Here is a 12,754-nt window from a genome sequence, read left to right as displayed (position 1 = left end):
GGCCGTCGGACGACGGTCAGACGGCCGTCCGCGTGTGCACGTAGTCGACGAGACGGGTCAGGGCGTCCGGGTCCATGGACGGCATGACGCCGTGGCCGAGGTTGAAGACGTGCCCCTCCAGGTCCTTCGCGGCGGCGAGGACCTCGTCCGCCTTCGCCTCGACGACCTCGGGCGAGGCGAAGAGCACGGCGGGGTCGAGGTTGCCCTGGAGCGCCTTGCCGGGGCCGACGCGGCGGGCGGCCTCGTCGAGCGGGACGCGCCAGTCGACACCGACGACGTCCGCGCCGGCCTCGCCCATGAGGCCGAGCAGCTCGCCCGTACCCACGCCGAAGTGGATGCGCGGGACGCCGTAGCCGGCGACCGCGTCGAAGACCTTCACCGAGGCCGGCATCACCGAGCGGCGGTAGTCGGCCGGGGCCAGGGCGCCCACCCAGGAGTCGAAGAGCTGCACGGCGGAGGCGCCGGCCTCGATCTGGACCCTGAGGAAGGCCGAGGTGATCTCGGCGAGGCGGTCGAGCAGGTCGGCCCAGAGCTGCGGGTCGCCGTACATCATCGCCTTGGTGCGCTCGTGGCTGCGCGAAGGGCCGCCCTCGACGAGGTAGCTCGCGAGGGTGAAGGGCGCGCCGGCGAAGCCGATGAGCGGGGTCTCGCCCAGCTCGGCGGTGAGCATCCCGATGGCCTCGGTGACGTAGTGGACGTCCTCGGGGGTCAGGTCGCGCAGCCGGTCCAGGTCGGCGCGGGTGCGGATCGGGTCGGCGACGACCGGGCCGACGCCGGGCTTGATGTCGAGGTCGAGGCCGATGGCCTTGAGCGGGACGACGATGTCGCTGAAGTAGATGGCCGCGTCGACCTTGTGGCGGCGCACCGGCTGGAGCGTGATCTCGGTGACCAGCTCGGGCCGCATGCACGACTCGAGCATGGGGATGCCCTCGCGGACCTTCAGGTACTCGGGGAGGGAGCGCCCGGCCTGCCGCATGAACCAGACGGGGGTGTGCGGCACGGGCTCGCGCCGGCATGCCTTGAGGAACGCGGAGTCGTACGTCCGCGACTGCTGCTTCGTCTGCTGGCCCTGCGGGCGTTCATTGGCACTCACGACCAGAATCTTCGCATGTGGCGGGAAGCCGCTCGTCCGGGCCGGGTGTCCCTCCCCGCACTGAGGCCCCGTTCCGCCTACTCTTCCCCGCATGGCTGCGGCTCAGGGACATTTTTCCGATCATTCCGACGGCAAAAGAGGGACGGACGAGACAGCGGACAGTACGGAGAAGAATCCGGTACCACCCGCCTTCCGGCGGGCGGTGGAGGCGCTGCGCGCGGCGCGACTGCGGTCCGAGATCGAGATCGACCCGACCAGGCCCCCGCAGCGCCTGGCCCCGTACGCGTACGCGGTGGAGGCGGCCGTCGTCGACGGCGAGGACGACCTGGCGGACGGACGGCTCGTGCTGCTGCACGACCCGGACGGCCACGAGGCATGGAAGGGGACGTTCCGGCTGGTGACGCTCGTCCGGGCGGAGCTGGAGCCGGAGATGGCGGCGGACCCGCTGCTCCCCGAGGTGTGCTGGTCCTGGCTGACCGGGGCCCTGGAGGCACGCGGGCTCGCGTACGGGGAGGCGAGCGGGACCGTCACGATGGCGGGTTCGCACTATTTCGGCGGGCTCGCGGACCGGAGGCCGGCGACCCAGATCGAGATCCGGGCCTCCTGGACGCCCCGGGAGGGGATCGGCGGGGTGCCGGACACGGGGGCGCACCTGGCGGCCTGGTGCGATCTGCTCTGCCAGATCGCGGGACTGCCCCCCGCACCGGCCGAGCCGGCGGCGGGGCCGACGGGCACGGTGTCGGGCGCGGGGATCGTCTCGCTGCCCCAGCGGCGGGGGCCGCAGCAGGCCTAGGAGCGGCCTAGGGCGGACCTTCTCCCGGCGGTACGGGAGGGGGCCCGCACCGGCTCCGCACGAGGTCTCTCCATGGCCCGGTTCAGGGCTCCGTTCAGGGCTCCGCTCGTAGGATGATCGATCACGCGTCCGAATTGCCCTAATTGTTACTCACCAAATCGTGATCTTTCCCTAAAGGAGGGAGGCCCAGCTGCCGAAGGAGTCAGTGACCCCTTCAGCAGCACGGGTTCGCCCCCCCGGCTTCATCCCCGAGCCGGCTCCGTCCCGCACTCTTCCCCCCAGGAGGCCTGGTGTCCGTTCTCCTCGAGCAGCCCGCAAGCCTGGTCGCCTACCGCCCGAACAAGCCGACGGCCATGGTCGTCGTGGCCGACCCGCGCGTCCGCTCCACCGTGACCCGCCACCTGTGGGCCCTCGGAGTACGCGACGTGATCGAGGCTTCGTCCATCGCGGAGGCACGTCCCCGCGTCGGCAATCCACGCGACATCTGCGTGGCCGACGTCCATCTGCCCGACGGCAGCGGCCTGACCCTGCTGTCCGAGACCCGCGCCGCGGGCTGGCCCAACGGCCTCGCCCTCTCGGCCGCCGATGACATCGGCGCCGTACGCAACGCCCTGGCGGGCGGCGTGAAGGGCTACGTCGTCACCGGTACCCGCACCAACATCGGTCACCCGACCCGGCCCGGAGCCGCACCCATCGGTTCCGCCGCCGCTCGCCTCGGCCACCGCCGCCCCCCGGGTGCCCCGAGCCACCCGGGCGGCTACCGCGAGCTCTCCGGCCGTGAGGTCGAGGTGCTCCGGCTCGTCGCGGAGGGCCAGTCGAACAAGGCGATCGGCGTCTCCATGGGCCTCTCCGCCCTCACCGTGAAGAGCCACCTCGCCCGCATCGCCCGCAAGCTGGGCACCGGCGACCGCGCCGGCATGGTCGCGGTGGCCCTGCGGACCGGCATCATCCACTGACGGAAGGCCTACGAGAAGCCCGCGCCTGTCGACGGAACGTTCCGTCGACAGGCGCTTGCCGTTCACCGATACCCTTGACAGGTGACCGACGCCCAAGAGACCGCAGCAGACACAGCACTGCGCACCACCGGGGGCGGCCCCCCGGACGACGATGTCCCTGCGAATGGGCTTCCGATCCCGTTGCTGGAGCCCCGCGAGGGCGTTCCGCCCGTCGTCGAGACGGAGGAGGCCCTCGCCGAGGTGATCGCCGCGTTCGCCGCCGGGAGCGGCCCCGTGGCCGTCGACGCCGAGCGCGCCTCCGGCTACCGCTACGGGCAGCGCGCCTATCTCGTCCAGCTCCGGCGCGAGGGCGCGGGCACCGCGCTCATCGACCCCGTGGGCTGCCCCGACCTCTCGGGGCTCGGCGAGGCGCTCGCCGGGACCGAGTGGATCCTGCACGCGGCGACCCAGGACCTTCCGTGCCTGCGTGACATAGGCATGCTCCCGACCTCGCTCTTCGACACCGAGCTGGCCGGACGGCTCGCGGGCTTCCCGCGCGTCGGCCTCGGCGCGATGGTCGAGTCCGTCCTCGGCTACGCCCTGGAGAAGGGCCACTCGGCCGTCGACTGGTCCACCCGCCCGCTGCCGGATCCCTGGCTGCGGTACGCGGCCCTGGACGTCGAGCTCCTCGTCGACCTGCGCGACGCGCTGGAGAAGGAGCTCGACCGGCAGGGGAAGCTGGAGTGGGCGCACCAGGAGTTCGACGCGATCGCCGCCGCCCCGCCCGCGCCGCCGCGCAAGGACCCGTGGCGCCGTACGTCCGGCATGCACAAGGTGCGCCGCCGTCGTCAGATGGCGGTCGTACGGGAGCTGTGGACGGCCCGTGACAAGGTCGCGCAGCGGCGGGACGTCTCCCCCGGCAAGGTGCTGAGCGACGCGGCGATCGTCGAGGCGGCGCTGGCCGTACCGGTGAACGTGGCCGCGCTCACGGCGCTGCCCGGCTTCGGCAACCGCATGGGCCGCCGTCAGCTGGAGCAGTGGCAGGCGGCGGTGGACCGGGCCAGGGCCCTGCCGGAGAACGAGCTCCCCCAGCCGGGCCAGCAGGTCGCCGGCCCGCCCCCGCCGCGCGCCTGGGCGGACAAGGACCCGGTCGCGGCGGCCCGCCTCTCGGCGGCGCGTGCGTCGGTCTCGACCCTGGCCGAGGAGCTGAACCTCCCGCAGGAGAACCTGATCACCCCGGACACGGTCCGCCGCGTCTGCTGGGAACCCCCGACCCCGGCGACCCCGGAAACGGTGGCCACCGCCCTGTCCGGCCACGGCGCCCGCCCCTGGCAGGTCGAACTGGTGACCCCGCTCCTGCTGGAGGCCCTGACGGCCACGGCGTGACCCGCTCCACCCGCCGGAAGGCCCCCGACGTCCAGTCGTCGGGGGCCTTCCGGCGTGACGGGCCCACGGGCGCCCCGGCCGGGCGGCGTCGCTCAGCGACGCGGGCGGACGGCCCGAAGGAGCTGCGCGAGGACCGCCGCCGCGGCCCGACGGCGTGCGGGGCGCGCGGACCAGACCGCCGGAAGGACCACCCCCCGACGACGATCACAAGGACGGACGCCGGCATCAGCCCCACCGGAAGGAACGGGATTCCGGACATGAGTTCTCCCCTCGTCGTGCGCCGGCGGGATGCCGCCGCACGGAACGACTGTGGAGCGCCCTTCGCCAGCCCTTCCGGTTCGCCGAAGATGTCCGAAGCACGGGGTCGTCACCCCAGGTCACGCCGTAGTGTGATGAACCGGGGGCGAAGACGTACGAACGTCGGGGGGACCTTGTGGCAGTAGATGCGCCGAGCGCTGTCGTCGACTTCTGCACGACCCTGCGGCGCCTCGTCCGCGGGTGCGGCATCCCGCAGACGGACCTCGCCCGGGAACTGCACCGCGCCGAGTCGACCGTCTCCGAGCTCCTCTCGGGGCGGCGTACCACTCCGCCCCGGCTGGACCTCGTCCTGGAGATCGTGCGGCACTGCCGCGACCACGCCGGGGAGCACCGCCCACCGGGGCTCTCCCTTGATCCGGCCTGGTGGCGGACGCGTCACGCGGAACTGGAACACGCCGCCGAACGGGAACACGCGCCGGAGCCGCCCCGGCCCCGCACCGCCGAAGGGACCGGGCCCAGGCCCGTGCCGGGCGCCGCCGAGCCCCCGCCCTGGCTGGAGACCGGCAGGCTCGACTTCGCCGACGCGGTCGGCGTCCTGTGCGCCGGGCGGGGGCTCCGCGACGGGATCGCCGAGGAGCTGCTCGAACCACTGACGCTCAGCGGCTCGGCTCCGGCGGATGCGGACGAGCTCTTCCGGGACTACGCCGGGCGGGTCCGGGCCGCCCATGGAACGGCCCGGACGGCCCTGTTGTACGCGGCCGAGGTCGTGGTCCACGTCACCGCGTTCTGCGACGCCGTCCAGAGCGCGTGGATCTCCCCCGGTCCCGACTGGGGTAGGGGGACCACCGACCTCACCACCGAGGTCCTCGGCGAGCTGGGGCAGGTCGACCTCGGTGCGCGCCGCGTCCGTGAGCCGCGGCGGTTACGGGCCGAGATCGCGGCCTCCTACCGGGCGGCGAGCGCGATCGTCCTGGCGGCCGAAACCGCGGCGGACCGCGATCCCGAGCCCCTCGCACGTCAGGCGCTGCGCGGCTACGACCGATTACTGTCCCGGCTCACCTGGGCCTGCCCCGAACTCCGGCTCACGTCAGAGACCGTCGTACTGCCCGAGGGCGAGGAGGAGCCGACGGACGACGGGACCGGACTCGAACGGCTGGGCGACATACTCGCCGAGTTCGCCGACGGCGGGACGGCCCCCGCCCGGCACCGCGCCCGACTGCGCGCGCCCATCGCGTCGATGGAGGGGTCCGGGAGCATCGTCCCCTCGCTCGCCGAGGGGTACGTGGATCCGTCCTTCCGTGTCGCGCGGCACCCCGTGGAGCGTGATCTGGCGAGCGACGAGTGGTGGGAACGGCAGCCGCTCCGGGAGGACCTCGGCGGGTTCCTCGCGGCCCATCTCCTGACGGCCCGGGCCACGACGGCGCCCCTCCTCGTCCTCGGACATCCCGGCTCCGGAAAGTCCCTGCTCACCCGGCTGATCGCGGCCCGGCTCCCGGAGACCGAGTTCCACTGCGTCCGCGTCGAGCTCCGCCATGTGCCTGCCGACGTCGACGTACAGGAACAGATCGAAGCGGAGCTGCTCCGGTCGACGGGGCGACGCACCCCGTGGCCGGACGTGGTGGACCCCGAGTCCGGCGTCCTGCGCGTGGTGCTGCTCGACGGGTTCGACGAGCTGCTCCAGGCCGGCGCTCACCACCTGGACACGCGCAGGCAGTGGAACTACCTCCGGGACATCCAGCGGATCCAGGAGCGGGAGGCCGAGTGGGGCCGTCCGACGGTCGTGATCGTCACGAGCCGCACGGTGGTCGCCGACCGCACCCACACCCCGGCGGCGACGACCGTTCTGCGCCTCGAACCGTTCGACGACACCCGGATCCGCCGCTGGCTGGCCACATGGGAGCGGGTCAACGCCCACCTGCCCGCCGTCCGCGAGGCGGGGGCGCTCACCTGGGAGGTCCTGGAACCCCATCGCGAGCTGGCGAGGCAGCCGCTGTTGCTGCTGATGCTGGCGCTGTACGACGCGGCGGGAAGCCCCCTGAGCCGCGGAGGGGGCGAGGGCATGGGGCGCGTCGAGCTGTACGAGCGGCTCCTGGGCGAGTTCGTGCGCCGTGAGGTCGTCCGGCGGCGCGGGCCGCTGCCGCCGTCGGAGGAGGCGATGGCGACCGAGGAGGAGCTGCTGCGTCTCGGGGTGATCGCGATGGGCATGTTCAACCGGCGGAGCCAGAACATCATGGCGCGCGAGGCGGAGCGGGACCTCTCCACGCTGCTGGGCGAGCGTGGGTCACCCCTGCTGTTCGGCCGCTTCTTCTTCGTCCACGAGGCGCAGGCGGTGGCCGCGGAGGAGGAGATCCGTTCCTACGAGTTCCTGCACGCCACGTTCGGCGAGTACCTGGTGGCGTGGGTGGTCTGCCGCGAGCTGCGGCGGGCGGTCCCGGGCGGCGCTCGCGAGAAGGGTGCGGAGGTGGACGACGGGCGCCTGCGCGCGCTGCTGTCCCCCGTACCGCTCACCGACCGCGCCGAGGTGCTGCGCGACGCGGCGGAGCTGCTGCGCCGGGGCGCCGCAGGGAGTCACGGGGCTCTCGTCGCGGCATTGCGGGAGCTGTTCGCGCGGGTGCTGAGCGACGACGAGGACCGCGCCGGCGTGACGTACCGGCCGCTGCGGCAGAGCCGGACGGAGCGCGATGCCGTGTACGCGGCGAATCTGCTGCTGCTCGCCTTGCTGTGCGCGGGCGAGGAAGGTCTGGAGGCGTCCGCGTTTCTGGCGGCGGACACCCCGGTGGAGCGCTGGTGGCGCTGTGCCCATCTCTGGCGTTCACAGCTCGGGGAGTCGTCGTGGTCGGCGTTCACCCAGGCGCTCGTGGTGCGGCAGCGGTTCGCCGACACCGCCGAAGTCACCCCGCGGGACCTGCGTCTCTCCCTGCGGGGCGACGCGGACACGGACCCCGGGCCCGGCCGGACGCTGTCGACGTGGCGGCGGGGCAACCCGCGGGCCGTCCGGGGGCGGCCGGGCCTGGACGCGGCGGATGCCGTCCGGCGGCTCGCGTTCCTGGGGGACTCGGAAGCGGCCCATCTGCTGCACGCGGTCCTTCCGCTGCTGGAGCGGCTCCCGGGAACGGTCGACACGTACCACGCGGACCCGGGCGGCGCGGTGCGGTCGACGGCCCATGTGCTGCTCGCCGTGGTCTGCCGGTACGACGAGCGGCCGGAGGCCCTCACCGACGCGTACGAGGGTCTGGTGTCGGCGCTGCACCTGCTGCCGGACGGCACTGTGGCGCGGGTGACCGACATCCTGGCGCGCCACCTCGGGCGGGATGCCATGCGGCTGCCGGGCCGCACCGTCCTCGCCGTGCTGAAGACCCTGACCGCGCCGGTACCGGGGCGTCCGACCCCGGAGGTGGCCGCGGGGACCTGGCCGGCGCTGCTCACCTGTACGGAGGAGCAGGTGGGACGTACGGACATCTCACCGGTCGAGCTGGAGCGGGTGCTCACGCGGCTGGGTCTGCTGCTGGCACGCGAGGACGCCCGTCTCGGACGTGAGGACATGCGGCCCGGCGAGCACGGGAGGCGGGGTTAGCACGGGAGGCGGGGCTGGCACGGGAAGCGGCGCGGCGGTGCTGGCGGTGTTCCGTCGGATCGAGGAAGTATGGCGGGGCGGCGGAGGGGCGGGGGGTGCCTCCGGGGGCACTCTCGGGGTGTGACCTTCGCCGCTTGGGGCCCAGGGGCTGGGCAGCCTGGTTACTCACAAGTAGCATGGGGGAAGCAAGCGCACGCTTAGGCGTGTCGCCGCAGCAGCAGTGCCATCCCGCACCCTGGAGGAGAGCCATCGTGCCTCGTAGCGTCAGGGACGTCGTCTTCGTCGACGGCGTCCGCACCCCGTTCGGCAAGGCGGGCCCGAAGGGCATCTACCACGAGACCCGCGCCGACGACCTCGTCGTCAAGGCCATCCGGGAGCTGCTGCGCCGCAACCCCGGCCTCGACCCCGCGAAGATCGACGAGGTCGCCATCGCCGCGACCACGCAGATCGGTGACCAGGGCCTGACCCTCGGCCGCACGGCGGGCATCCTCGCCGGGCTGCCGCAGTCCGTGCCGGGCTACTCGATCGACCGCATGTGCGCCGGTGCCCTCACCGCCGTGACCAGCGTCGCCGGCTCCATCGCGTTCGGCGCGTACGACGCCGTCATCGCCGGTGGCGTCGAGCACATGGGCCGTCACCCCATGGGTGAGGGCGTCGACCCGAACCCGCGGTTCGTCAGCGAGAAGCTGGTCGACGAGTCCGCCCTGTTCATGGGCATGACCGCCGAGAACCTGCACGACCGCTACCCGAGCATCACCAAGCAGCGCGCCGACGAGTACGCCGTGCGCTCGCAGGAGAAGGCCGCCAAGGCGTACGCCGACGGCAAGATCCAGCAGGACCTGGTGCCGATCTCGGTGCGCCGTACCGACGCCTCCACCGGTGAGACCGGCTGGGGCCTGGTCACCGCCGACGAGCCGATGCGCCCGGGCACCACCCTGGAGTCGCTGGCCGGCCTGAAGACGCCGTTCCGCGTCCACGGCAACGTCACCGCGGGCAACGCCGCCGGTCTCAACGACGGTGCCACGGCGTCGATCATCGCCTCCGAGGACTTCGCGCGGGAGAACGACCTCCCGGTCAAGATGCGCCTCGTCTCATACGCCTTCGCCGGCGTCGAGCCCGAGGTCATGGGCTACGGCCCGATCCCGGCGACCGAGAAGGCCCTCGCCAAGGCCGGTCTGTCGATCGAGGACATCGACCTCTTCGAGGTCAACGAGGCCTTCGCGGTCCAGGTCCTCGCGTTCCTGGAGCACTACGGCATCGCCGACGACGACGCCCGCGTCAACCAGTACGGCGGCGCCATCGCCTACGGTCACCCGCTCGCCTCCTCCGGCGTCCGTCTGATGACGCAGCTGGCCCGCCAGTTCGAGGAGAACCCGCAGGTCCGCTACGGCCTCAACACGATGTGCGTCGGCTTCGGCATGGGCGCGACGGTCATCTGGGAAAACCCCCACTGGGAGGGCAAGTGAGCACCACCGCCGAGCTTCTGAAGGGCGCCGCCGCGCTCTTCCCCGACGAGGTCGTCACGAGCGCCCACGTCCGGCACTTCGAACTCCCCGCCGGTGCGGGTCGCTTCGCGCTGATCACGCTGGACAACGGCTTCGACCACACCAAGCCGACCACCTTCGGCCCGCAGTCGCTGGCGAACCTCAACGCCGCCATCGACCAGGTCGAGGCCGAGGCCGCCAACGGTGAGATCACCGGCGTCGGCATCACCGGCAAGCCGTTCATCTTCGCCGTCGGCGCCGACCTCAAGGGCGTCGAGCTGCTGAGGAAGCACGACGAGGCGCTCGCCATCGGCAAGGGCGGCCACGACGTCTTCAAGCGTCTGTCCGCGCTCGCCGTGCCGACCTTCGCGTACTACAACGGCGCGGCCATGGGCGGCGGCGTCGAGGTCGGTCTGCACTGCACCTACCGCACCGTGTCGAAGGCCCTGCCGGCCTTCTCGCTGCCCGAGGTCTTCCTCGGCCTGGTGCCCGGCTGGGGTGGCTGCGCGATCCTGCCGAACCTGATCGGCGCCGAGAAGGCCGTCTCGGTCATCATCGAGAACTCGCTGAACCAGAACCGTCAGCTCAAGGGCAAGCAGGTCTTCGAGCTCGGCATCGCCGACGCGCTGTTCGAGGGCGCGGACTTCCTGGAGCAGTCGCTGATCTGGACGGCCTCCGTCCTGAACGGCTCCGTCACCGTCGAGCGCCCGGAGATCGACCGCGGCGAGGGCTGGGACCAGGCCGTCGCCAAGGGCCGTGCCATCGCCGACTCCAAGGTGCACGGCGCCGCCCCGGCCGCCTACCGCGCCCTCGACATCATCGAGGCCGCCAAGGACGAGGACCTGCAGAAGGGCTTCGACGCCGAGGACCAGGCCCTCGCGGACCTGATCATGGGCGGCGAGCTGCGCTCCGGCATCTACGCCTTCAACCTGGTGCAGAAGCGCGCCAAGCGCCCCGCCGGCGCCCCGGACAAGTCGCTGGCCCGCCCGGTCACCAAGGTCGGCGTCGTCGGCGCCGGTCTGATGGCCTCCCAGCTGGCCCTGCTCTTCCTGCGCCGCCTGGAGGTGCCGGTCGTCCTGACCGACATCGACCAGGAGCGCGTCGACAAGGGTGTGGGCTACGTCCACGCCGAGATCGAGAAGCTGCTCGGCAAGGGCCGCATCAACCAGGACAAGGCCAACCGTCTCAAGGGCCTGGTCTCCGGTGTCCTGGACAAGGCCGCGGGCTTCGCGGACGCGGACTTCATCATCGAGGCCGTGTTCGAGGAGATGTCCGTCAAGCAGAAGGTGTTCGCGGAGGTCGAGGCGGTCGCCCCGGCGCACGCGATCCTCGCCACCAACACCTCCTCGCTGTCGGTCTCCGAGATGGCGTCGAAGCTCCAGCACCCGGAGCGCGTGGTCGGCTTCCACTTCTTCAACCCGGTCGCGATCCTCCCGCTCCTGGAGATCGTCCGCGGCGAGCAGACGGACGAGGCCTCCCTCGCCACCGCCTTCGGTGTCGCGAAGAAGCTGAAGAAGACCGCGGTCCTGACGAAGGACGCCCCGGCGTTCGTCGTGAACCGCATCCTGACCCGCTTCATGGGCGAGATCCAGAACGTCATCGACGAGGGCACCTCGGTCGAGACGGCCGAGAAGGCCATCGAGCCGCTCGGTCTGCCGATGTCCCCGCTGGTCCTCCTGGAGCTCGTCGGCCCGGCGATCGGTCTGCACGTCTCCGAGACCCTGAACCGCGCCTTCCCGGAGCGCTTCACGGTCTCCCCCAACCTGAAGGCCGTCGTCGAGGCCGGCAAGCGCGGCTTCTACGTCTACAAGCCCGAGAACGGCTTCAAGCCGGAGCTCGACCCCGAGGTCGCCGCCCTCCTCGTCCAGGGCGACTCCGTCCTGACCGAGGAGCAGGTCCGCGACCGCGTCCTCGACGCGGTGGCGCAGGAGATCGGTCTGATGCTGGAGGAGGGTGTCGTCGCCGAGGCGCAGGACATCGACCTCTGCCTGATCACCGGTGCGGGCTGGCCCTTCCACCTGGGCGGCATCACGCCGTACCTGGACCGTGAGGGCGTCTCCGAGCGCGTCAACGGCAAGCGTTTCCTGGCGCAGGGTGTGGCGAGCGTCCCGGCGTAACCCCGGAGCTCACCCCCTCGGTACGCGAACGGCCCCGGCACCTGGACAAGGTGCCGGGGCCGTTCCCGTACGAGCGCGGGCTCAGGCCACGGAGCGCCAGTTCTCCAGCAGGAGCCCCTCCGCCGCGGCCTTCTGGCGCGTGGTGATCAGCGTCCGCTCGCCGGCCAGGACCATCGCGACCAGCCGGCCGTCGAGGCCCTGGGCGAGGGCCGTGGACAGTTCCCCGCGCGGCTCCCCGGTCTCCGACCAGCGGGCGCCCGCCTCCTCCTGCTCGCTCGGGTAGGCGGCGAGGGCGAGCCGGCCGTCCACCGACTGCTGGGCGATCACCGTACGGTCGAAGCCGTCGATGAGACAGCGGGTCGCGGAGAGCCGCCCCGTGCCGACCGCGTCGGTGAGGCGGGTCGGCGCCAGGCCGCGTCCCGGGGACCAGGCGTGGACCCCCGCGTCCTTGTCGCGGTAGAACAGCGTCACGTGCCCCGACGGGCCGGTCACCGCCGCGAGCGTGCCGAAGGAGACCTCCGCGGGCAGGACCTCCTGGCGCACCGGCTTGGCCCCCGGCTCCTCCTGGACGTAGCGGAGGAGGCCCTTCGTCGTCGCCGTGAAGAGCTCGACGCGCCCCTGGCCGTTGACCGCCGCGACCGGGGACGGGTCGGTGCCCGAGCCGTGCAGGTCCCACCAGGGGTGCCAGCCGCCCGCGTCCTTCTGCGCCCGGACGCTCAGCCCGCCGCCGCCGTTCCGCATGAAGACGTACGCACGGCCCTGGGCGTCCACCGCGACGACCGGATTGCCTGTCCATCCCCACTTGCCGTTGGAGTGCCCGATGGAGCGCCACGCGACGGCCGGACGGCCCGTCTGGAACTGGACGCTGTGCACCAGTTCGACGTGCCTCTCGTCGTCTGCCGCGGGCCTCAGACCGACGAGGTGGACGTAGTGGTCCGCGCCCTGGCCGACCGCGAGGAAAGGTGTCAGTCCGTCACCGCCGAGCGAGACCGGCCCGCTCCAGCCGCCGTCGGGTTCCTCGGTCCACCGCAGCACCTCGCCGGCTCTGGGCAGGTACACGCTGAACCGTCCCTCCTCCCCTCTGGTCAGCCAGCCGCCCTGGAGGAGAGGGGCG

General features: G+C 72.5%; 8 protein-coding genes. 6 read left to right on the top strand and 2 right to left on the bottom strand.

What is annotated here, in order from left to right; translation table 11 throughout:
• Positions 1–16 precede the first annotated feature (16 nt).
• Positions 17–1,093 carry a uroporphyrinogen decarboxylase gene (gene hemE, locus ACWFR1_RS20635; protein WP_453553145.1) on the bottom strand — a complete coding sequence of 359 codons (1,077 nt, stop codon included), beginning with the start codon at positions 1,091–1,093 and terminating at the stop codon, positions 17–19.
• A 91-nt stretch (positions 1,094–1,184) separates the two neighbouring features.
• Here hemE and ACWFR1_RS20630 point away from each other — a divergent pair, with 91 nt between their 5' ends.
• The 6 genes from ACWFR1_RS20630 (at position 1,185) to ACWFR1_RS20605 (ending at position 11,640) form a co-directional block, all read left to right on the top strand.
• On the top strand, positions 1,185–1,886 hold the full coding sequence (locus tag ACWFR1_RS20630) for a DUF3000 domain-containing protein (RefSeq protein ID WP_453553143.1): 702 nt from the start codon (positions 1,185–1,187) through the stop codon (positions 1,884–1,886).
• 290 nt (positions 1,887–2,176) lie between these two features.
• A complete protein-coding gene (locus tag ACWFR1_RS20625; protein WP_017242457.1) occupies positions 2,177–2,842 on the top strand; it encodes a response regulator transcription factor in 666 nt (221 codons plus the stop codon).
• Between the two features lie 81 nt (positions 2,843–2,923).
• On the top strand, positions 2,924–4,207 hold the full coding sequence (locus ACWFR1_RS20620) for a ribonuclease D (RefSeq protein ID WP_453553141.1): 1,284 nt from the start codon (positions 2,924–2,926) through the stop codon (positions 4,205–4,207).
• Positions 4,208–4,640: 433 nt separating this feature from the next.
• Positions 4,641–8,039 (top strand): NACHT domain-containing protein, encoded by a 3,399-nt coding sequence (locus tag ACWFR1_RS20615; protein ID WP_453553139.1) that lies wholly within the window; start codon positions 4,641–4,643, stop codon positions 8,037–8,039.
• A gap of 251 nt (positions 8,040–8,290) precedes the next feature.
• Positions 8,291–9,505 (top strand): thiolase family protein, encoded by a 1,215-nt coding sequence (locus ACWFR1_RS20610; protein ID WP_453553137.1) that lies wholly within the window; start codon positions 8,291–8,293, stop codon positions 9,503–9,505.
• On the top strand, positions 9,502–11,640 hold the full coding sequence (locus ACWFR1_RS20605; protein ID WP_453553135.1) for a 3-hydroxyacyl-CoA dehydrogenase NAD-binding domain-containing protein: 2,139 nt from the start codon (positions 9,502–9,504) through the stop codon (positions 11,638–11,640). The genes ACWFR1_RS20610 and ACWFR1_RS20605 overlap by 4 nt, the downstream gene beginning before the upstream one ends.
• 81 nt (positions 11,641–11,721) lie before the next feature.
• Here the strand turns inward: ACWFR1_RS20605 and ACWFR1_RS20600 are convergent, their stop codons facing one another.
• Positions 11,722–12,699, bottom strand: a complete 978-nt coding sequence (locus ACWFR1_RS20600; protein ID WP_453553133.1) for a hypothetical protein — start codon at positions 12,697–12,699, stop codon at positions 11,722–11,724.
• Positions 12,700–12,754: the final 55 nt, after the last annotated feature.

This window comes from Streptomyces sp. NPDC055103 (assembly GCF_053607625.1).
Note: the sequence above shows the minus strand (reverse complement) of the source record. Positions and strands in the feature narration are given on the sequence as shown.